At 67.1% G+C, this 21,690-nt stretch carries 18 protein-coding genes; 10 read left to right on the plus strand and 8 right to left on the minus strand.

What is annotated here, in order from left to right:
• Position 1: 1 nt before the first annotated feature.
• Positions 2 to 1,162 carry a zinc-binding dehydrogenase gene (locus tag ACWF9G_RS09530; RefSeq protein WP_452514724.1) on the minus strand — a complete coding sequence of 387 codons (1,161 nt, stop codon included), beginning with the start codon at positions 1,160 to 1,162 and terminating at the stop codon, positions 2 to 4.
• Positions 1,163 to 1,204: 42 nt separating this feature from the next.
• Between ACWF9G_RS09530 and ACWF9G_RS09535 the strand changes: the two genes are divergently transcribed.
• Positions 1,205 to 1,369: a hypothetical protein gene (locus ACWF9G_RS09535; RefSeq protein WP_452514725.1), complete on the plus strand. Its 165-nt coding sequence runs from the start codon at positions 1,205 to 1,207 to the stop codon at positions 1,367 to 1,369.
• Between the two features lie 344 nt (positions 1,370 to 1,713).
• Here the strand turns inward: ACWF9G_RS09535 and ACWF9G_RS09540 are convergent, their stop codons facing one another.
• A complete protein-coding gene (locus ACWF9G_RS09540; protein ID WP_452514726.1) occupies positions 1,714 to 2,781 on the minus strand; it encodes an AraC family transcriptional regulator in 1,068 nt (355 codons plus the stop codon).
• Between the two features lie 108 nt (positions 2,782 to 2,889).
• On the opposite strand from ACWF9G_RS09540, the gene ACWF9G_RS09545 reads away from it, so the two are divergent.
• From ACWF9G_RS09545 to ACWF9G_RS09555, 3 genes are all read left to right on the plus strand, one after another.
• The gene (locus ACWF9G_RS09545; protein ID WP_452514727.1) at positions 2,890 to 4,374 is read left to right on the plus strand and encodes a flavin-containing monooxygenase; all 1,485 of its coding nucleotides are present in this window, start codon (positions 2,890 to 2,892) and stop codon (positions 4,372 to 4,374) included.
• A gap of 56 nt (positions 4,375 to 4,430) precedes the next feature.
• Entirely contained in the window at positions 4,431 to 6,212 is a 1,782-nt protein-coding gene (locus ACWF9G_RS09550) for an AMP-dependent synthetase/ligase (protein ID WP_452514752.1), read from the plus strand.
• 70 nt (positions 6,213 to 6,282) lie between these two features.
• Positions 6,283 to 7,788 (plus strand): aldehyde dehydrogenase family protein, encoded by a 1,506-nt coding sequence (locus tag ACWF9G_RS09555; RefSeq protein WP_452514728.1) that lies wholly within the window; start codon positions 6,283 to 6,285, stop codon positions 7,786 to 7,788.
• Positions 7,789 to 7,791: 3 nt separating this feature from the next.
• On the opposite strand, the gene ACWF9G_RS09560 is transcribed toward ACWF9G_RS09555, so the two are convergent.
• Complete coding sequence (locus ACWF9G_RS09560) at positions 7,792 to 8,568, minus strand: hypothetical protein (RefSeq protein ID WP_452514729.1); 777 nt, start codon at positions 8,566 to 8,568, stop codon at positions 7,792 to 7,794.
• Between the two features lie 130 nt (positions 8,569 to 8,698).
• On the opposite strand from ACWF9G_RS09560, the gene ACWF9G_RS09565 reads away from it, so the two are divergent.
• Positions 8,699 to 9,154 carry a Zn-ribbon domain-containing OB-fold protein gene (locus tag ACWF9G_RS09565; RefSeq protein ID WP_452514730.1) on the plus strand — a complete coding sequence of 152 codons (456 nt, stop codon included), beginning with the start codon at positions 8,699 to 8,701 and terminating at the stop codon, positions 9,152 to 9,154.
• Positions 9,138 to 10,340, plus strand: a complete 1,203-nt coding sequence (locus tag ACWF9G_RS09570; RefSeq protein WP_379311184.1) for a lipid-transfer protein — start codon at positions 9,138 to 9,140, stop codon at positions 10,338 to 10,340. The genes ACWF9G_RS09565 and ACWF9G_RS09570 overlap by 17 nt, the downstream gene beginning before the upstream one ends.
• A 43-nt stretch (positions 10,341 to 10,383) precedes the next feature.
• Here the strand turns inward: ACWF9G_RS09570 and ACWF9G_RS09575 are convergent, their stop codons facing one another.
• Positions 10,384 to 11,892, minus strand: a complete 1,509-nt coding sequence (locus tag ACWF9G_RS09575) for an aldehyde dehydrogenase family protein (RefSeq protein WP_452514731.1) — start codon at positions 11,890 to 11,892, stop codon at positions 10,384 to 10,386.
• Positions 11,893 to 11,908: 16 nt separating this feature from the next.
• Complete coding sequence (locus ACWF9G_RS09580; RefSeq protein WP_379311182.1) at positions 11,909 to 13,024, minus strand: NDMA-dependent alcohol dehydrogenase; 1,116 nt, start codon at positions 13,022 to 13,024, stop codon at positions 11,909 to 11,911.
• A 131-nt stretch (positions 13,025 to 13,155) separates the two neighbouring features.
• Between ACWF9G_RS09580 and ACWF9G_RS09585 the strand changes: the two genes are divergently transcribed.
• From ACWF9G_RS09585 to ACWF9G_RS09595, 3 genes are all read left to right on the plus strand, one after another.
• A complete protein-coding gene (locus ACWF9G_RS09585) occupies positions 13,156 to 14,772 on the plus strand; it encodes a sigma-54-dependent Fis family transcriptional regulator (RefSeq protein ID WP_452514732.1) in 1,617 nt (538 codons plus the stop codon).
• A 215-nt stretch (positions 14,773 to 14,987) separates the two neighbouring features.
• Positions 14,988 to 16,334 (plus strand): MFS transporter, encoded by a 1,347-nt coding sequence (locus ACWF9G_RS09590; protein WP_452514753.1) that lies wholly within the window; start codon positions 14,988 to 14,990, stop codon positions 16,332 to 16,334.
• A gap of 142 nt (positions 16,335 to 16,476) precedes the next feature.
• A complete protein-coding gene (locus tag ACWF9G_RS09595) occupies positions 16,477 to 17,418 on the plus strand; it encodes an acyl-ACP desaturase (RefSeq protein WP_379311180.1) in 942 nt (313 codons plus the stop codon).
• A gap of 79 nt (positions 17,419 to 17,497) precedes the next feature.
• Here the strand turns inward: ACWF9G_RS09595 and ACWF9G_RS09600 are convergent, their stop codons facing one another.
• Both ACWF9G_RS09600 and ACWF9G_RS09605 read right to left on the minus strand, forming a co-directional pair.
• Positions 17,498 to 18,403, minus strand: coding sequence for a hypothetical protein (locus tag ACWF9G_RS09600; RefSeq protein WP_452514754.1), 906 nt, complete (start codon positions 18,401 to 18,403; stop codon positions 17,498 to 17,500).
• 308 nt (positions 18,404 to 18,711) lie between these two features.
• On the minus strand, positions 18,712 to 19,491 hold the full coding sequence (locus tag ACWF9G_RS09605) for a tyrosine-protein phosphatase (RefSeq protein WP_379311468.1): 780 nt from the start codon (positions 19,489 to 19,491) through the stop codon (positions 18,712 to 18,714).
• A 255-nt stretch (positions 19,492 to 19,746) separates the two neighbouring features.
• On the opposite strand from ACWF9G_RS09605, the gene ACWF9G_RS09610 reads away from it, so the two are divergent.
• Positions 19,747 to 20,544: an MBL fold metallo-hydrolase gene (locus ACWF9G_RS09610; protein ID WP_379311467.1), complete on the plus strand. Its 798-nt coding sequence runs from the start codon at positions 19,747 to 19,749 to the stop codon at positions 20,542 to 20,544.
• On the opposite strand, the gene ACWF9G_RS09615 is transcribed toward ACWF9G_RS09610, so the two are convergent.
• Positions 20,545 to 21,474 (minus strand): LysR family transcriptional regulator, encoded by a 930-nt coding sequence (locus ACWF9G_RS09615; protein WP_379311466.1) that lies wholly within the window; start codon positions 21,472 to 21,474, stop codon positions 20,545 to 20,547.
• Positions 21,475 to 21,690: the final 216 nt, after the last annotated feature.

Below are 21,690 nucleotides of genomic sequence, written 5' to 3' on the forward strand. Positions count from 1 at the left end.
CTCAGGGCGCCACTTTGTCGCTGCGCGGATCGATCAGGATCTTGGCGTGGTGGTCCGGGGATCCCAGGGCGGCGAAGGCTGCTTCGACGCCGTCGAGCCCGACCGTGCCGGTGATCAGCGGGCTGGGATCGACGGTGCCGTCGGCGATCATATGGAGGGTGTCGCGGAATTCGCCGGGGTCGTAGCCGAGGACGAACCGCAGCTCGATCTCCTTGTTGATGGCGTTGGCGGGGTGGAATGCGTCCTGCTGCATGCACACCCCCACGACCACGACGCGGGTCGACGGCGGTGCGGCGGTGAGGATCTGGTCGATGATGCCGGGTACGCCGACACATTCGAAGACGACGGGACCGGCCGGGCCGCGGTCGAGGGTGTGCGCCGCGCGGAACAGATACCACCACGGGACTTTCGGGATGCGGCGCACGCGTTCCATGACGTCGAAGGCCAGGTTCAGCATGTCCGCGGCGCCGGTGATGCGTGGCGGCTTGGGCGTCGCTTCCCAGGCGGATTCGGTGGTCGGGTCGACCACGACATCGGCGCCGCAGGTGCGGGCCAGTTCCCGGCGGCGCGGCGAGAAGTCGCTGGCGACCACGGTGCGCACGCCCGCGGCTTTCAGCATGGTGATGACGGCCAGCCCGATGGGCCCGCACCCGATGACGAACGCCGTCTGTCCCTTGGTGATCCGGCTCTTGCGGACGGCGTGCCAGCCCACCGCCATCGGCTCGGTGAGTGCGGCGTGATCGGGTGAGAGTCCGTTGGGGACCGCGAAAGTCACCGACTCCTGCGTCAGCACCTGTTCGGCGTACCCGCCGGGGGCGTGGGCGGACAGCCCGGTGAGCTCCGGCTCGCGATCTCTGCGCAGGATGGGCATCGCGACCACCGGTGTACCCGGCTTCCAGCGGCGGTGGGTGCGCGGGCCGTACTCGGCGATCTCGCCGGTGAATTCGTGCCCGAGGACGATCCGCTGGTCCGAACGCATGAAGCCGCTGTAGCCGGTGGCTGCGGCCAGGTCGGCGAGTTCGTCGCAGTGCACCCGCGCGTGCAGGTCCGAACCACAGATGCCGCAGCGGGTCACCGAGATGAGCACCTGGCCCGGCCCGGGTTCCGGGGCGGGCAGGTCCTCGACCCGGAATTCGCCCTTGCTGACCACCGTCGCACGCATGAGTGCCTCCTAGGCGAGTGCTGGGTCATCACCGGGGCCGCCGTGCGCATTCCCTCGGCATGTGTCGAGTCGCCGGTCTCGATCATCATCGTAGCGCTGCGAGGTCAGCCAGGGCACGTGATCGCCGCGGCCGTCACCGTCACCGAGCGCGCTGTCGAAAAACACATCGGCAGCGGCGATATCCTGGGGTTGATCGTCGAGAGGTGAGCAATGGTGCCCGTGTCATCGTCGGGGTCGGACGTATCGGTGTAGTTGATGACCGGTAGCGATCCCCACGCGACGCGACACATCCGGTTCGGTCGTGGCAGAGCTGGCAGCGGCCGGGTTCGACGATGCGGTGGAGATCGGTCGAGGCGGATTCGGCACCGTCTTTCGATGCGCACAACCGTCACTTGACCGGGTGCGCTTGGCCTGGTCGTAGGGTGTTCGCATAGACCAGGGAGCCGCCACCGGCGCCGCTCATGATGAAGGTATGTCGTAGTCGAACGCCATCCCTGCCTCTTCCGTCGTCAGCCGGGGACGGGAAACAGCTTCGGCCAGGAAATCGACAGTTACGGCCAAGCTCTACCGGCGCGCTTGCTTCGGTAGGCCGAGGGCGTGGTGCCGGTCCAGCGTTTGAAGGCGTGGATGAACGGTGTCGCTTCGGCATAGCCCAACCGGATAGCGATGTCGTCGACCGGCAACGGGGTACCGGAGAGCATCTCCTCGGCCAGCGTGCAGCGCACCTCGTCCACCAGCGCTCGATAGCCGGTGCCCGCCTCGGCGAGGCGCCGCCGGAGAGTACGCGGGCTCGTCCCCAGTTCGCGCGCGACGACCTCGATGGTCGGCAGGGCTGAGATGCCCGCGGTCTCACCGCCTGGCAGGATCAGCTCGCGTACCTCGGCCGTGATGCCGGTACGGGCGGTGCGCCGTTGCAGGAGATCGGCGCACTGCGCCACACAGAGGCTCCACGTCTGGGCGTTGGCCTGGGGCAGGGTCTCGGTCAGGATCGCCGGGTCGAGGGTGAAGACCGTGTGCGCGCGGCCGAACTCCGGTCGAGAGCCGAAAATCTCGTGCAGGCGGTCGGCGCTGTCGGCGGCGTCGAAGTCGAACTCGATCCGCGAGACGGTGAGTTCGTGACCGAGCAGGTCGCCCATCACCCGATGCATCGCGACGATGTCGCGTTCGACGAGAAAGCGCGCCACGTCCGCGGGAACAAGGTCGTGATGGATCCAGGCCAGCACGCTGCCTTCACCGGATTCGACGACCGGGGTGCAGAATCCGTAGCCCAGCTGGTAGTAGCGCAGCGCCAGCGAAATCGCTTCGCGCAGTGTCGGACTGGTGACACAGGCAAAGCCGAAGATGCCGAAGGTGCTGATCCGGTAGCGGCGCCCCACCTCTGCCCCCAGCGCGGGAACACCGGCGAGTTCGCGAACGAGGTTGCGCACGACGACGAGTTCGGTCGCGGCCGATACCTGCAGGGCGGGATCGGTCAGGGTAGCCGAGGTGAGGCCGGTGCCGGCCAGGACGCGGTCGGCGGCGACGCCATGGTCGGCGGCGAAGCCGGTCATCACCGCGATGCTGGCGATGCCGCGCGGAAAGTCCCAGGTCCGGATCCCCGGCTCTTCGACGGTGCGCATTCCCTCATTATGGCCGAAAGTATGGATTCGCTGGCCGCCGTTGTTTGTGATCGGCGTTTGCACAGGTCGTAGCGTCGTCGATGACATCAGTGACAGAGGAGTCCTGGCATGAGCGCGCGCACCACCCCGTCGATCGTCATTATCGGCTCCGGCTTCGGCGGTCTCGGCATGGCGATGGAACTGCAGAAGGCCGGGTTCGGCGACGTGACCCTCCTCGAGCGCGCCGCCGATGTCGGTGGTGTGTGGCGGGAGAACACCTACCCCGGCGCGGGCTGCGACATCCCCTCGCCGCTGTACTCGTACTCCTACGAACCCAGAACCGATTGGCCTAAACGGTTCTCCGAGCAGCCCGACATCCAGGCCTATCTCCGCGAGGTCGCCGAGAAGCGTGGCCTGATCTCGAAGATCCGGTTCGGCGCCGAGGTCACCGCGGCGGAGTTCGACGATGCCGCGGGCACCTGGACGGTGAGCACGGCCGACGGTGCGACGCTCACCGCCGACATTCTCATCCCGGCCGTGGGCCAGCTGTCGCGTCCGGCCTTGCCGAACATCCCCGGAATCGGCGATTTCCAGGGCGAGTCGTTCCATTCGGCCGAGTGGAACCACGACGTGGATCTCACGGGCAAGCGGGTAGCGGTGATCGGGACCGGCGCCAGCGCGATCCAGTTCGTGCCCGCCATCCAGCCGAAGGTGCAGCAGCTGACGCTGTTCCAGCGTTCGGCCGCGTGGATCCTGCCCAAGCCGGACATCGAGTACCGGTCCTGGCATCACGCTGTGTTCGCGTACGCGCCGCCGGTCCGGCTGGCGGAGCGATTCGCGTTCTGGGCACTGTGCGAGTTCCTGTCGCTGGGCATCGTCGATGTCCCCGCGATCCGGCCGCTGGTGTCGCGGCTCGCCACCTGGCACCTCGAGAACCAGGTGCAGGACCCGCAGTTGCGGGCCGCGCTGCTGCCCGACTATCCAGCCGGATGCAAGCGGGCGCTGTTCTCCAACAACTACTTTCCTGCGCTCACCCAGCCCAACGCACACGTCGAGACGAGCGCGATCAGTGAAATCCTGCCCGAGGGCGTCCGCACGGCCGACGGCGTGGTGCACGGCGCGGACGTGATCATCTACGGCACGGGGTTCAAAGGCACCGAATTCCTGTGGCCCATGCGGATTGCCGGACGTGGTGGCCGCAAGCTGGAGGACGAATGGGACGGCGGCGCCCGCGCCTACCAGGGGATGTCTGTGCCCGGCTTTCCGAACATGTTCCTGATCTACGGCCCGAACACCAATCTCGGCGTCGGTTCGATCGTGTACATGATCGAATCCCAAGCCCGCTACATCCGTCAGGCCGTCCAGCAGATCGCGCAGCAGCCAGGACGCGTGCTCGACGTGCGGGCCGACGTGGCCGAGCAGTACGACGCCCGGGTCCAGCAGCGGCTGGAACGGTCGCCCTGGACCCGGTGTTCCAGTTGGTACCGCACCGCCGCCGGGCGCATCACCAACAACTGGCCGGGCACCGTGACCAGCTATCGCCGGCAAACCCGCACCTTCGCGTTGCCGGACTACCAGGTGGTCCCCGCTGCCGGCGACCGCCCTGGGCTGTGAACAACAGCCGATCGACGCCATTCACCGACGAGACCTGCCGGAGCCGACCGATGACCATGCCGCTGCCACCCACCCTGTGCGAAGCATTCCAGCGCACCGCCGCCCGCATGCCCGACGCCGTCGCCCTGCGCACTCCCGGCGATACGACCCGGATCACCTGGGGCGAGTACGCGCGCCGGGTCGAGAAGATCGCCGCAGGCCTGGCGAATCTGGGAGTCGCTCCCGGTGACGCGGTGGCGCTGATGCTGACCAACCGGCCCGAGTTCCATCTCGTCGACACCGCCGCGATGCACCTGGGCGCGATTCCCTTCTCGATCTACAACACCAACCCGGTCGAGACGATCGCCTATCAGCTGGCGAAGACCGAGAGCCGGGTGATCATCTGTGAGAAGCAGTTCCTGCCGCAGATCGCCGCGGTCCGTGCCGTCGACGGGACCGTCGACACGGTCGTGGTCGTCGACGCCGGACCCGCCGACACCGTGTCGCTGGCCGAGCTCGAGTCGAACCCGCTGCCCGGCTTCGACTTCCGGGCGGCATGGCAGCGGGTGCGGGCCGACGACGTGCTGACGATCATCTTCACCTCCGGCACCACCGGAACGCCCAAAGGGGTCGAGCTCACCCACGCCAACATCCTGAGCAATATCGACGGCGTCCGCGAGATGCTCGATCCGTGGTTCGAGCATCGGACCGTGTCCTACCTGCCGGACGCGCACATCGTGAATCGCTGGACATGCCACTACTTCCCGATGATCGGTGGTGGACCGGTCACCGATCTGGCCGACCCCAAGCAGATCGTGACAGCGTTGACCGACACCCGGCCGACGGCATTCGTCGGCGTGCCCCAGGTCTGGTACAAGATCAAGGGTGCGCTGGAGGCGCAGCTCGCCGCCGAAACCAGCTCGGTCAAGCGGAATCTCGCGCACTGGGCCATCGACATCGGACGGCAGAAGGTGCGCGCCGAGCTGAGCGTGCCCGGCGGCCGGGTTTCGCCGTGGCTGGCCGCCCGCCATCGCGTGGCGGATCGGCTGGTACTGGCCAAGATTCGTCACCGGCTCGGGCTCGATGCCATGCTCGTCGGCGCAACGGGCGCGGCGCCCATCGCACCGGAAGCGCTCGAGTTCGTCCTTGGTCTCGGTCTGGCGGTCGGCGAGGTGTACGGCATGTCGGAACTGTCGGCCATCGCCACCCTGAACCGGCCCGGACGGATGCGGCTCGGCACGGTCGGTGTCGCCGCGCGCGGCGTCGAGGTGTCGGTCGCCGAGGACGGCGAGATCCTGGTCCGCGGTCCGATCGTGATGAGGGGCTACCTCGGCGACCCGGCACAGACCGCCGAGGCGGTCGACGCCGACGGCTGGGTGCACACTGGTGACATCGGCACCATCGATGCCGACGGGTTCGTCTCGATCGTCGACCGCAAGAAGGAACTGATCGTCAACTCCGGCGGAAAGAACATGTCGCCCAGCAAGATCGAGGGCTACGTCAAGGTGGCGTGTCCGCTCGCCGGGTCCGTCGTGGCCATTGGCGACGCGAGGCCCTACGTCACCGCGCTGATCGCCTTGGACGCCGATGCCGCCGCCGCGTACGTGGCCGCGCACGGGGTGACACCGAACCCGGCGGTGCTGGCGGAGGATCCGGGGATCCGGGAAGTCCTCGACGCCGGGATCCGCGATGCCAACTCGAAGCTGGCGCGGGTGGAACAGATCAAGAAGTTCGTTGTCGCGCCGGTCTTCTGGCAGCCGGGCGGCGACGAACTGACGCCGACCGGAAAGCTGAAGCGCAAGCCGATCACGGCCAAGTACGCCGCCGAGATCGACGCGATGTACGCATCCGCGCGCTGACCCCCGAATCGACAGCGATGAATCAGCAGACCGCACGGATCGTTCCGTGCGCAGGCGAGTGGAGTGGACTATGAGTACAACCGAGCAGGTGCCGGTCGCGGCGGAGGTTCTGGTGTCGTTCGATCCGGCGACCGGATCGCCGATCGGCGAGTACCCGATCGACACCCCGGAGCAGGTCCAGCGGGTGGTCGGGAAGGCGCGCGTCGCCGCGGAATTCTGGGCGGGGCAACCGTTCTCGGTGCGGCGCAAGGCGCTGCTGCGCTGGGCGTCGTATCTGACCGGCCATGCCGACGAGTTCACGGCGCTGATCCAGCAGGAGAACGGCAAGCCGGTCGATGACGCCTTCCTCGAACTCACCCTGGCGCTGGGCCACATCGACTGGGCCGCACGGCACGGCGAGCGGGTTCTCGCGCCCCGACGGGAACTTCCTGGCCTGCTGATGGCGAACTTCGCGGCCACGGTCGAATGGCGGCCGCTGGGCGTCGTCGGGGTGATCGGGCCGTGGAACTATCCGGTGTACACCCCGACCGGGTCGATCGCCTACGCCCTCATCGCCGGAAACACCGTGGTGTTCAAGCCGAGTGAATACACGACCGGCGTCGGCAACTACTTCGCCGCCGCGTTCGCCCGGGCGAATCCGGATCTGCCGCAAGGGATTCTGCAAACCGTCAACGGGTACGGCGCCACCGGAGCGGCCCTGGTGACCGCCGGGGTCGACAAGGTGGCCTTCACCGGGTCGACCGCCACGGGGAAGAAGATCATGGCCGCGGCCGCCGATACGCTGACGCCGGTGCTGCTGGAATGCGGCGGCAAAGACGCCGCGATCGTCGCCGGCGACGCCGACGTCAAGACCGCCGCCCGCGACATCGCCTGGGGCGCGTTCGCCAACAGCGGCCAGACCTGTGTCGGCGTCGAACGGGTGTATGTCGTGAAATCCGTTCGCGACCTGTTTGTTTCGGAGTTGCGGAAGAACCTCGACGGCGTGCGTGCAGGCAGTGATCCCGCGGCTGATTACGGCCCGATGACCATGCCGGGCCAGATCGAGGTGGTGCGCAGCCATATCGACGACGCGTTGCGCGACGGCGGTACCGCGGTGGTCGGGGGACCGGATTCGGTGCGGGCGCCCTTCATCGATCCGGTCGTGCTCCTCGATGTCGACGAACAGTCGCCCGCGGTGCAGGAGGAGACCTTCGGGCCCACCCTCACCGTGCGATCGGTCGACGACGTGGACGAGGCGGTGGCGCTGGCCAACGGCACCCGCTTCGGACTGGCCTCCACGGTCTACTCGAAGCGGCACGGGGTGGAGATCGCGCGTCGCCTGCGCGCCGGGGCCACGTCGATCAACGCGGTCCTCGCGTTCGGCGCCATCTCGTCGCTGCCATTCGGTGGGGTGGGTGAATCGGGCATCGGGCGCATCCACGGCCAGGAAGGCCTGCGCGAGTTCGCCCGTCCGCATTCGCTGGCGCGGCAACGGTTCGCGATTCCGGGGATGGCACTGCTGACCTTCGATCGCACAGCGACGGCCATGGCCATCGTGAAGCGCGCGGTTCGAACCCTGTACGGCACGAGGCACTGAGCGTCAATAGTCGAGGGCGTGTTCCGGTTGGCAGACGTGCAGGGGAGACGGCAGATATCGGGTGATGGCGTCCAGGAACGGGGCGATATCACTCCACGGGGCCGCATCGCACAGGACGGGCGCGGCGTCGCCGATGTGGGTGAGGCAGCGGACGCGGTCATACAACTGCTCGGGTGGGATCTCTCGCGGGCCGAGGTCGCCGTCCTGTTGTTCCATCACCGTGTGCACGAGGCTGCGATACCACTGTTCGGCGACTTGCCAATGGCTGCCATAGAATTCGGCACCCATCGGTTCGAGCGCCCCCATCGGGACCAGATCGACGACGCCTTCGAACCCGGTACCGATGCCGTGCGGGATCTGCACCGTCAACGGCACCGCCCCGTGCGTGTCGGCGATCGTGCGGACGCAGCGGTCGAAGTCCGCGGCGGGATGATCGAGTCCGGTCACCAGGCACAGACGTGCGACCTGATGGTCGTCGGCAACCCGCAGTATCGTCTCGAGTCGGGGGGCGCGCCGCACCGCGGCGTTCATGACCGCGACCATTCCGTCGGCTAGCCGGATGGAGCGCTCCAATGTCGCGATGGGCGCGTGGCTCGATAGCTCGGTGAGACGAATCGTGTGATCGATGTGGTCTGTCGTCCACTGGACGGTGGCCGCCGTGCCGGACCCGGTCCCGGCAAAACGGCCGGTCAGCCGGTGGACAACCCGTCTCGTCTCATCAGGGTCCCCGACGATCGTGACGTTGCGGATCGACTGCGGTTCAATGAATTCGGTGCCCATCGTCGTGGTACTCCAGCTCGACTCGAGAATGTCATCGCATCCTCAATCCGGTCTCACCGTACCTGCGCCTCCGTGCCCGTGAAGCGGATTCCCGCCCCAAAGTAGAACGTGTTCCTATACCGTCGGGCTCGTGCAGAAAGAACAACGCCCTGCCGTGGCCGACTGGTTCACCGCGGACGATGGCACGGTGCGTCTGCAGGGAAGTCGCTGTACTGCCTGCGGCACACCGTATTTCCCGCGCAACGCGCTGGCCTGCCGGAACCCGCAGTGCACAGGTCCCAAGGACGGCTCCGAGCTCGTCGAGTACCTGTTTTCCACCCGTGGCCGGATCTGGTCGTACGCGGACGCCCGCTACAAGCCACCCCCGCCCTATGTCTCGCCGGATCCGTTCGAGCCGTATGTCGTCGCGGCCGTGGAGCTCGAGGTCGAGCAAATGGTGATTCTCGGGCAGGTGGTCCGTGGCCTGACGGTGGATGACCTGGCCGTCGGCATGCCGGTCGAACTGACCCTCGGCGTGCTGTACGAGGACGAGGAAGCGGAACACACGGTGTGGATGTGGAGGCCGGTCGATGACCGAGACCAGTGATCGCGATATCGCAGTCCTCGGTGCGGGCATGCACCAATGGGGCAAGTGGGGGCGCAATTTCGTCGAATACGGGCTGGTCGCGGCGCGCGCGGCACTGGCCGATGCCGGGGTGGACCACCGCGACGTCGGCTATATCGCCGGCGCGGACACGATCCGCAACGGATACCCCGGATTCGTCTCGGGCGCGACATTCGCCCAGGCGCTCGGCTGGACCGGTGCGCGGATCTCGAGCAGCTACGCCGCCTGCGCCTCCGGTGCCCAGGCCATCGCCAACGCACGTGCCCAGATTCTGGCCGGGTTGTGCGACGTGGCGCTGGTGGTCGGCGCCGACACCACCCCGAAGGGCTTCTTCCAGCCCGTCGGCGGCGAACGCCGCGACGATCCGGACTGGTTGCGTTTCCACCTGCTCGGCGCGACGAACCCCATCTATTTCGCGCTGTATGCCCGCCGGCGCATGGCGTTGCACGGCGCCACGCTCGACGATTTCGCCGCGGTCAAGGTGAAGAACGCCCGCCACGGCCTGAACAACCCGTATGCCCGCTATCGCAAGGAGGTCTCGGCCGAGGAGGTCGCCGCCTCGGCGGTCGTCTCCGACCCGCTGCGCCTGCTCGATATCTGCGCCACCAGCGACGGCGGTGCCGCACTGGTGCTGACATCGATGGAGTACGCGAGGCGTCACGGCGTCACCGATCCGGTCCGCATCCGGGCGCTGTCGACGGTCACGCCGACGTTCCCGAAAACGGTGCTCGATCTGCCGGATTTCGCGACCGACTCCGCCGTGGCCGTCGAGGTTCCGCCGCGCGAGTTCCGTTCCGCCGTCGCCTACGCCGCCTACGAAGAGGCCGGGCTCGGGCCAACCGACCTGTCCTTCGCCGAGGTCTATGACCTGTCCACCGCGCTGGAGCTGGACTGGTACGAGGACATCGGGCTCTGCGAGAAGGGCGGCGCGGAGAAGCTGTTGCGCAGTGGCGCAACGACATTGGGCGGACAGGTCCCGGTGAACCCCAGCGGCGGGCTGGCCTGTTTCGGTGAGGCGATCCCCGCGCAGGCGATCGCCCAGGTCTGCGAGCTGACGTGGCAGTTGCGCGGTCAGGCCGAGGGTCGCCAAGTCGACGACGCGCGCGCGGGTATCGCGGTGAACCAGGGCCTCTTCGGCCACGGCTCGGCAATCATCGCCACCCGCTGACGGCTCCGGCACCGATCGAGACGATCGGTGCCGGAGCGCGGGGTCAGCCGAGGAAGGTGTTGATCGTCTTCTGCTCGGTGTAGGCCTCGATCGCCGCGGCGCCCAGCTCGCGGCCCCAGCCGGACTGCTTGTAACCGCCGAAGGGCAGTGCGGCATCGAAGGCGTTGTGCGCGTTGATCCATACCGTGCCCGCCTTGATCTGGCGGGCGGTGCGATGGGCCTTGGACACATCGGTGGTCCACACCGAGGCGGCCAGGCCGTAGGGCGTGTCGTTGGCCGCGGCGGCCACGCCCTCCTCGGCGTTGAACGAGGTCGCCACCACGACCGGGCCGAAGATCTCCTCGCGGTACACGCTGAAGGAGGAGTCGACATCGACGAACACCGTCGGCTCGACGAAATAGCCACTGTCGCCGTGGCGGCGCCCGCCGGTCAGCGCCCGTGCGCCGGAACGCAATCCGGCGTCGAGGTAGCCGAGGACCCGGTCGAGCTGGGTCTGCGACACCAGCGGGCCGACGTCGGTGGCCGGGTCAAGCCCCGAGCCGATCTTGGCGGCCGCGGCGGCTTCGGCGACGCCCTGGGTGAATTCGTCGAAGATCTTGTCCTCCACCAGGAGCCGGGTGCCGCTGGTGCAGGTCTGGCCCTGGTTGAAAAGGAACCCTGACGCGGTGCCGGGGATCGCCAGGTCCAGGTCGGCGTCGGCGAAGACGACCTGCGGGCTCTTGCCGCCGAGCTCGAGGCTGACCTTCTTCAGATTGCCCTTGGCGGCGTCGACGATGAGCTTGCCCACCTCGGTCGAGCCGGTGAAGGCAATCTTGTCGACATCGTCGTGCGCGGCCAGCGCGGCACCGGCGTCGCCGTAGCCGGTGACGACATTGAACACGCCGTCGGGCAGCCCGACCTCGGCCAGGATCTCGGCCAGGCGCAGGGCGGTGAGCGGGGTGTCCTCGGCGGGCTTGAGGACGACGGTATTGCCGGTCGCCAAGGCGACGGGAATCTTGAACGCGGCCATGAGCAGCGGGAAGTTCCAGGGCACGATCGCCCCGCATACACCGATCGGCTCGCGCAGCGTGTATGCGTGCCATTGGGTCCCGGGTGCCCAGGGCACCGAGATCGGGATGGTGCGGCCTTCGATCTTGGTGGCCCAGCCCGCGTAGTACTCGAAAAGCTCGGCGACCCAAGTGATGTCGACGGCCTGGGCGACGGCGGCGGATTTGCCGTTGTCGAGCGATTCCAGCTGGGCCAGTTCCTCGGCATGGGCGTAGATCGCCTCACCGGCGCGGAACAGCAGCCGCTGGCGCTGGGCCGGTGTCCACAGTGACCATTCGCCCTCGAACGCGGCACGGGCCGCGCGCACGGCGCGGTCGACATCGACGGCTTCGGCGTGGGCGACCTCGGTCAGCACCTGCCCGGTGGCCGGATCGCGGGTCTGGAACGTGCGGCCCGAGGCCGCGTCGACCCAGCGGCCACCGATGAACAGCTGCTTCGGGGTGGACAGCCAGTCACGCACCTGGGGCAGCACCGGGGCGGTGGTGGGCTCGAGTACTTCGGTCATCGTTGTGCCTTTCGGATCAGGAGTGGTCGTGCACGAGCACGCCGCGGATGTTCTGGCCGTTGAGCAGGTCGTCGTAGCCCTGATTGACCTGGTCGAGGGTGTAGGTACGGGTGATGAGCTCGTCGAGTTTCAGGTCGCCGCTCTGGTAGAGACCGAGGATCTTGGGGATGTCGACGGTCGGGTTGCAGTCGCCGAAGAGGCTGCCGCGCAGTTCCTTCCGGAACAGCGTCAGGATCGATCCGGGGAGCTGGATATTGATCTCGTCGAGCTTGTTGAGTCCGGTCAGCACGACCTTGCCGCCCTTGCCGACGGCATCGAAGCCCGCGCGCACGATCTCCGCGGTCAGCAGGTCGGGGATCAGGATCGCGGCGTCGGCGCCCTGCCCGCGCGTCAGGTCGTTGATCGTGGCCAGCGCGTCACCGGCGTCGGCGAAAGCGTGCGTGGCGCCGAGTTCGATGGCTCGTTCGCGCTTGTTGTGCAGCGGGTCGACCGCGACGACATAGCGCGCGCCGGCGAAGCGCGCGCCCTGCACCGCGTTGATACCGAGCCCGCCGATACCGAAGACGACCACGACATCGCCGGGCTTGACCTCGGCGGTGTTGACCGCCGATCCCCACCCGCTCGGCACGCCGCAGCCCACCAGCACCGCCTTGTCCAGCGGCAGGTCGTCGTCGACCTTGACGCAGGAGTTCTGGTGGATCACCCCGTATTGGCTGAACGTGCCGAGCATGCACATCGCGCCGTACTCACCGGCCGGTCCCCGCAGCGGGAAACGGCCACCGGGCAGATAGCCCTCGAGGATCGTGGCACCCATATCGCAGATGGATTGCTGACCATTGGAGCAGTAGCGACAGGTGCCGCAGTTCGGAATGAACGAGCACACCACGTGATCGCCGGGCTTCACCCGGGTCACGCCGGGACCGACCTCTTCGATGATGCCCGCGCCCTCGTGACCCAGCACCATCGGCAGCCGCGCTTCCAGGTCACCGTGGGCGATATGAACATCGGAATGGCACAGCCCGCCGTAGAGGTACCGGATGAGTACCTCTCCCGCACGAGGCTTGTCGAGTTCGAGCTCTTCGATCTCGATCGGCTTGCCGGGCTGGTAGACGACCGCGGCCTTGGTCTTCATGGCGGGTTCTCCTGATCCTCAGTGATGCGCCCCATCTGGAGTGACGGGAACCACATTCGCAACGCCGGGCTCCCGCGACTGTTCAGAAATTGGACAATCGTGACCCCGGTCACCATTGCTACGGTTGGGGCATGCAATCCGAGGCGAGTGGAGTGGTGGCCAAGCGGGAACCGATCGCCGCGTCCTGGCATCGGGCGACGATGGCCGGACTGGAGCCGGGCTCGGCGCTGGACACGATCAGCTACGTCGATATCGACGAAGCCAGTCCGCTCATGGCCGCGGCCGCCGTCGTGCTCGACGACCTCAACCATCGGCTGGAGGGCACCAACTTCACCACCATCGTCGTCGACCGGGAAGGCCGCGTCGCGCATCAATGGTGCGGAAACCGCAGCGCCCGCAAGGTTTTCGACGATCTCGGCGTCGACGTGGGCGCCTCCCTGCTCGAAGAGGCGGTCGGCACCACCGCGCCGGGCGTTGCTCTGGAAACCCGCACCAGCATCGCTGTCAACGGCGACGAGCACTTCGCCGTTCCGCTGCGGCGCATGAGCTGCTACGGACACCCCATCTTTCACCCCACCACCCGGCGCATCGAGGGTGTGCTCGACCTGTCGGCGGTTGTCCAGGAAGCCAGCCCGCTGCTGCCGCCGCTGGTCGCCCGCGCGGTCGCCGACATCGAGCAGCGTCTGCTCGACGGTTCCCGCATCTCGGACAAGGAACTGCTCGCCGCGTTCCAGGCCGCGGGCACACGTCGCCGCGCGGTACTGGCCATCGGGCGTGACCTGCTCATGTCCAACCAGGCTGCCGCCGATCTGCTCGGCGCCACCGACTTCGCGTTGCTGCGGATGATGGCACCGGATGTGCGCCGCAGCTCGGTCTTCGATCTGACGCTGGAGTCCGGGCTGGCCGTGCGTGTCGAAGCGACCCGCGTCGGCGGCCCGGCCGGGGGAACCTTGCTCAACGTCGAACCGCTGGAGCGGGCGAGCATCGCCTACTCCCGTCGAGCACTAGAGCCCGGCGATCCGCTGCTGGTCGCCGGTCCACCGGGTTCCGGGCGTTCGCGCGCCGCGCGCGAACACGCCACCGAGCAACCGGTCACCGTCCTGACCGCCGCCAACGCCCTGCTCGACGGCAGCGACGTGTTCGCCCGCGACTTCGCCGCACTGATCCGCGCCAGGCAGGGAACCGTCTGCATCGACGGACTGGACCTGTTGCCCGACGATCTGATCGATCTCGTCGCCACCCATGTCGCAGACCGGCAGGTGCCACGCGTCGTGCTGGTCACCGGAGCCGTGGAAACCCTCACCGGCCGCGCCGCCGCGCTCGCCGCGGAATGCGCCGACCGCATCGAACTCGGCCCGCTGAGCAACCGCCGCGGCGAGATTCCGGCCCTGGTCGCGGCGATGGTGCGCGAAGCGGGCGCGGACAGCTCGCTGTACTTCACGCCGGGCGCGCTCTCGGCGCTGTCCGCGCACAACTGGCCCGGAAACCTCCGCGAACTGCGCGCGGTCGTCACCGAGGTCATCCGGCACCGGCGCACCGGCGCGGTCGTCCTCACCGACCTCCCCGAGGCCTACCGCACGCAGCAGCCGATCCGGCAACTGATGCCCATCGACCGCGCAGAACGAGATGTCATCGTCGATGCACTCCGCAGATTCGAGGGCAACAAGGTCAAAACAGCGCAGGCACTCGGTATTTCGCGAACCACGCTCTACGCGAAGATGCGCGCGTTGCGCATCACCGTCTACTGACCGCACGGAACCAGTCGAATTCATGGTCATGTGGCGATCAGCCGTGCGCCGATCAAGACGACGGCGCTGAGCGCGAAGATCTCACACCGGCAAGGTTCCTTCGCCACTGCGGTCGACGGAAATGATCTGGCGGTACCGACGGGTTGCGGCGATGATCACGTGATGTCTTACGCCCGTCGTATGCCATTCCGTGAGGCCGCCCGACAGGTCTGTCGATTTTATCGAGATCGCCTGCGCGACAGCGCCGTCCAAGCTGGCGCAGGGATCGAAGCCGGGTGCGTGGCGAACGCGAGAAGATCGTGATGGCGGCTCGGGGTCCGTTGCGGAGCAAGGCGTTTCGGTGGGTGTGGGGCGGGGAGACCGTCTCGATGGTCGGTGACGCCAGTTACGAGGTCGTGCTCGCGTTGCTGGTGCTCTCGGTGACCGGGTCTCCCGCGGCGCTGGGTGTGGTGATGCTCGCCGTCACCGTCCCGCACGGGGCACTGCTGCTGATCGGCGGCGCGATCACCGACCGGTTCTCGCCACGCACCATCATGCTGATCAGCCACCTCGTGCGTGGCGCAGTGCTGGCCGTGCTGGCAGTCCTGGCAGCCGCCGACGCCGTGACCCTGTGGCACCTGCTCGTGATCGGCATCGTGATCGGGACCGCCGAGGCGTTCTTCCATCCGGCCGGCGCCAGCATCCTGCCCAGCCTGGTGAGCAGGCAGGACCTGCCGAGAGCGAACGCGCTACTCGGAGCCGGTGAACAGGCTGCCAGACTGGCGGGTCCGATGCTCGGTGGTCTGCTCATGGCGCTGGCCGGCGCGCCGATCGCGATCGCGTTCAACGCGTTGACCTTCCTGGTCGGCGCGTTGACCGTCCTGGCCGCGCCGCGCCGCCAGGCCGAATCGGTCGAGCAGCTCTCCGCGAAGGCGGTGCTGCGGGAGATAACCTCCGGGTTCGCCTACGCCCGCCGCAGCGTGGAGGTCCGCATCATCCTGCTGCTGGTCGGCGCCGCGACGCTGAGTTACAGCGGATTGTTCGGCGTCGGTCTGCCCACGCTGTCGCAGGACTTCGCCAACAGCTCCGTCGTGCTCGGCGCCATGCTGTCCGCGTGGGGGCTTGGCCAGCTGGCCGGCGCCTTGTCCGCCGCGGCGTTCGGCCTCCCGCGGCGGTGGGGCGTGCTCATCGTCGCCATGACGATCGCCGAGGGCTGTTCGTTCGCGGTGCTCGGGTTCGTCCCGCACTACCTGATCGCGGTCGTGCTGCTCGCCCTGCTGGGTTTCGGTGTCGCCTACTCGACCGACGTCGCACTGCCGACCTTCGTGCAGACCACCGCCCCGGAGACGATGCTCGGCCGAGTGAACAGCCTGATCGACCTACCCAGGGCGGTCCTCTCGCCACTGTCGCTGGCAGCCTTCGGTTTCCTCGCCGCAGCCGGTGTCCGCTGGGCCTTCCTCGCCGCCGCCGTCCCTGTGCTGCTGGTCGGGATCGGCTTGGTAGTGAGCGGGCACGCCACGACACTGACAAGTGGTTCGGGTGCGGACGCGGATCTGGACGGCACCGTTATCGGCTTGTCGTAGATGGCGATTCCGGTAAGAGTCCCCATCAGGCCCACCGGTTTCACCACCGCCTAAGGTGTGGGTGCGGCGTGGCCGCACAGTCAGATATGCGTGAACAGCACCATTTTTCCGTGGCAATTACCACCGATTCGAAAGGCGCTGCATGGCAAAGGATTTGACACAACTCGAACTACTGACCGAGCTGGAGCCGGTGGTGGCGGTCAATATCGACCGGCACGTGGCCACGGCCAAGGACTGGTGTCCGCACGACTACGTTCCCTGGGACGAGGGCCGCAACTTCGCCGCGATGGGTGGCGAAGATTGGGATCCTGAGCAGTCACAACTCTCCGAGGTCGCCAAAGTCGCGATGATCACGAACCTGCTGACCGAGGACAACTTGCCTTCCTACCACCGCGTGATCGCTGAGAACTTCTCTTGCGACGGTGCGTGGGGTACCTGGGTCGGCCGCTGGACCGCCGAGGAGAACCGCCACGCTATCGCCATGCGTGACTACCTCGTCTGTACCCGCGCCGTCGATCCCGTCGCCTTGGAGAACGACCGTATGGTGCATTTGACCCGCGGTGTCCACACGCCGGAGGGCTTCGGTGGGGTGCTCGATCAGGTCGCGTACGTGACATTCCAGGAGTTGGCTACCAGGGTCAGCCATCGCAGCACAGCGCGAGTCTGCGACGATCCGGTCGCCGGACGGATGCTGCAGCGCATCGCGGCCGACGAGAATCTCCATATGATGTTCTATCGCAACGTCACCGGCGCCGCCTTCGACGTGGCTCCCGACCAGACGATGGAGTCGGTGACCAAGATCGTGAAGACGTTCGCCATGCCGGGTACCGGCATGCCGAACTGGCGCCGCAACGGCGTGTTGATGGTCAAGCACGGAATCTACGACCTGCGTCAGCACCTGGACGACGTCGTGTTGCCGGTCCTGCGGATCTGGAACGTCTTCCAGCGCACCGATCTCACCGCACGCGGCGAGCGCAGCCGCGAAGAACTCACCGAGTACCTCGAGAAACTCACTCGCGACGTCGTCCGCTTCGAAGAACAACGCGCGCGCATCCTCGCCCGCGACGCGGCACGGGCCGGATAGGGCACCTGGATGTCGCAGTCGCGCGAGCACCGCGCGACTGCGACATCCGGCGTCTATGTGGGCACCGAGGCCGCGCCTGTCACCCGAAGTAGGCAGCGTAGTCGCTGAAGGGCACCTGGCCGTTGGGGCTCGCTTTGATGGCGTCGGCGATCGGCGGGGGTATCGGAGCCCAGTAAGCAGGCATCTCGGCCGCCAGGGCCGGGTTGAGGATGTAGATCAGGGCGAAGTTCACGATCCACAGCGGCGGAGCCATCGACATGCCGACCTCGGAGCTCACGCCCGCCTTGGTGTTGGTGACCAGCTGGGCGGTACCCGAAATCTGTTGTGCGGCAAAGCCATACGCGGCTTGCACCGTGTAGGCCGACCGATAGAGTGCGATCAGGCTTCGAACCGCATCGTTGTCCCGCAACCAGTTACCGACATAACCGCCGGGCGCGATCAAGGTGTTCACCTGTCTGGTCGGCGCATCCGCGTTGGCCGGGCTCTGCAGTAGCCCACCGGGGTTCACGTACAGCCCGTAGCTGGCCAGCACTGAAGGCGTGCTCTGCCCGTCGACCTCGGAATAGAGGGGGCGGCCGACCGTATTGGTGAGGATCTCGACGCAGGCGACGATCACCTCCGCCGCCTCGCGGCTTCCGCCGACGCCGCCACCGGTGCTGAGATCGTGATACTGCTGCTCGGTCAGGGCGTCAGCTCGGCTCAGGCCCACCTGACCGGCGATCGCGTCGGCCAGTTCCTGACCGAGCGGCTGGTTGAGCTGATCCGGACTCGTCATCTGCGTCGGTGCCAGGTGTTCGTAGGCGGGCGCACCGGCGAAGGGGATCGTGAACCCGGTGTCCGCGGTGTCGGCCACGGGTTGCGCAGAAGTCGTCTGGGTGGCTGCCAAGGACAACAGACACGCACCGATCAGTGCCAGTACCGAGACGGTCCCGTGGCGGGCTGATCCGCGCCGACGCCCCGGGCCCGCTAACCACATGTTGCGCATAGTCGACCTCTCAGAGCACTGTCGGACGAGGTGAACATCAGCTTCCACGTCAGTCAAAATCGTGACCGGCGCTGTGTCAAGTCCCGCGCCGATTCGCTCCCAGGTGTCCCGGTTGGGTCGACGAGCCGCGCCATCAGGAGCAGTCGAGCTCACCCACAACATCAGCCACCAGCAATGGCGCGCGTAGGTCTCCCCGAACATCAACTACACAGCAGCCTGTCCGGGACTCCCGATTCTGCCGGACGCGCCCCCTCGCTGATGTTGCCAAGCGTTCTGGCGCTGTGAGTTCGAGGGTCGAACGGTTCGTTCTACGACTGGGCGGGTACCGGTTCGAGGAGATTCGCTGCGAGTTGTTGCTGAGCCGACCTGCCGAGACCTGCGTCGGTAGCCCACGCCAGGGCACCGCCGCGCTCGGTAGCGAGGTGGGCAAGGAACCGGCGCATGGTGTCGGCGTCGGCGCTGTAGACCCAGGTGGGCAAGCGATCGGTGTCGGTCGAGTGGGCCGTAGGGGCCCGGCGGCTACGAGCCCGGATTGCCGGGATGTTGGCCGTAGTGGCGGCATAGTCGGCGATGATGTCCTCATCACGCACCCCGACGATCGCCAACAACAGCGCGATCACCACACCGGTCCGGTCTTTGCCCGCGGCGCAATGGATCAGCGCGGGCAGGTGCCCATCATCGGCCAGTAGATCGAGCGCGGCGGCGATGCTCTGCGGGCTGTGCTCGAGGTATTCGCGATACCGGTCGAACATGCTGCCGTCAGGTGACACTTCGGTGAGGTCGAGCCGCGCTCGGCTCGCTCCGTAGACGTGGGTGTTGCGGTAGAGCGAGACGGCGTCAGGAAGGGCGCCCTTGCCGTCGGTCTCGATCTCGGTCGAGCCGCGCAGGTCGATGACGGTGTGCAGACCGTAGTCGTCGAGCAGGTATGTCACATCGGCGGGTTCCAGGGCGGTCAGCCGGTCCGAGCGCAGCACTCGGCGGTGCCGCACCTGCCGTCCATCATCAGTGCGCAGCCCACCCAGATCCCGAGCGTTCACCAGGCCGCGCAGCGGCAATTCACGACCGACTGCCGCCTCACCCATTGTCATCGAAACCCCTCCGCACACTTCATCATCGAGTAGTTCAGCCGTTGACCGACCGTACGTGATCTCGAACTCGGCCTCTTTCGACCGCTCCTTGCCCGACACCCTGAGAATCTTGTTTTCGCAGGTGAGGGGACTGGTCGGCGCGGATTCGATCAGCGATTGCAATGGATACATCGGAATCTTCGACGCGTATCGACTAGCTCCAGGACGCGTCGATAGCGTTGCGCTCGAAGATTTCCGTGCAGAAAGGGACGCCGAATGCAGCTGACAATCGTCGGGAACAGAGCCGGTATGCCCGCCGACGGCGCCGCCAGTTCGGGGTATCTGGTCGAAACCGGACAGTCCAAGATTCTGCTCGACTGCGGGCCCGGGATCGCCGTGGCGCTCGGCAACTATCTGCACCCGAGTTTTCTCGAGGCGGTGGTGATCAGTCATCTGCACCTGGATCACGTCTATGACGTGCTCCCGGTCGGCAAGCAGGCGATGCGCAAGGCGGATGGCGCACCGGATCGCCGGATCAAGCTGTTCGTTCCGGCGGGGGCGCGGGAACGGTTGGATCGGCTCGCGGCGCTGTTCCCGGTGCGGTCGACGCCGGACCTGGACCGGGCTTTCGACCTGGCCTACGAGGTCGTCGAATACGAGGCGGGCTCGCGATACACACTGGCCGATTGCACGCTCGAGTTCGTGCCGATGGCGCATTCCGAACCCTGCTGCGGTGTCCGGATCGAAAGCCCGACGGGCAGTCTCGCGTTCACCGGTGACACCGGGTGGACCGACAACCTGGTCACCCTTGCCGCCGGTGTCGACCTCTTCCTGTCCGAGTCCACACTCTCCGAACCCGACACCACCGAGCACGGCCATCTGTGCGCGATTGAGGTGGGCCGGGCGGCGGCGGCCGCGGGTGCGCGGTCGGTGGTGCTGACGCATTTCGGGTCGCCGCTGGAGGACTGGCAGCAGGCTCGGCGTGACGAGGCCGCCGCCGAATTCGATGGCAGGGTCGAGATCAGCCGACCGAGCATGCTGTTCGCGGTGCCCGTGGAGAGCGTGCGCAAGTAGTCAGTCGATGCCGGCGATCTTCCTGGTGCCCGTCGACCGCAGACTCAACGGGGCGGCGTCGAGGCTGTCCAGGAACACTTGGACAGCCCTGTTGGTGCTGTCGGCCCGCCATGCGACCTGGAGCTCGACCACCGGCTCCGGATCGACCAACGGGATCACCTTGAGTCCCATCGGACGTACCTCGTCGAGGCTGAGGAACGAGGCGAACCCCACGTACCGGCGCGCCGCGACGACGATCTCGGTGGCCACCGAGTCATTTCGGCGCTCGACCACCTTCGGGAAGGCGCCGGAGCGTTCGGACGCGGCCATGATGGCGTCGTACATTGCCGGGCTCGCTTCACGATCGAACATCACGCACGGCATCTCGGCCAGTTCGCGCACCGCGATCGAGGACCGGTCGACCCAAGCGTGTCCGTGCCCGACCAGCGCACCGATCCGAACTTTGCGCAGGCACTTCGTCCCGAGTGTTCCGCCGTTGGACGCGTTGCCGAAGAGCAGGCCGACATCGAGCTCGCCCCTGGCGAGGGCGGCCAGCTGGGGCCCGGACCGGCCGGAACTGAGCTTGGTGGTGACGTTGGGGTAGTTGGTGTGCAGTCGGGCCAGTGAACCCGGCATCACCAGCTGGCCCGCCCGGCCGTTGAATCCGATGCTGATCTTGCCGATGCGGCCCGCCGCGATATCCCGGACGGTACTCGTCGCGAGGTCTACCTCGCCGAGGATCCGTCGGGCGTCGGCGCGGAACGCCTCTCCGGCCGGGGTCAGCTGGACGACTCGCGACGTCCGCGAGACCAGCTCGACGCCCAGCTGTCGTTCCAGGCGCTTGAGCTGCTGGCTCAGCGACGGTTGCGTGAGATGGAGCCGCGCGGCCGCCTTCCCGAAATGCAGCTCGTCAGCGATAGCGAGAAATGCCTCGATATGCCGTATCTCCATATTGCGCGCCTCGCGTGCTAGGTACGTGACTCGTCCGAAATAGCCATTCAAACCCAACCCGCACATCGGGACGGAACCGGGTTGTGGCCGGCAGGTGATCGTAGATGGAATTCTTGGCGCCGGTATCGGGACCGCGGTCGATTGCCGATGTCAGCATTCGAAGTTTCGATCGAAGAGCCTTCGGCAAACTCCTCGGATCCATCTCTTTCCGAAATG

This window comes from Nocardia sp. NPDC055029 (genome assembly GCF_053608525.1).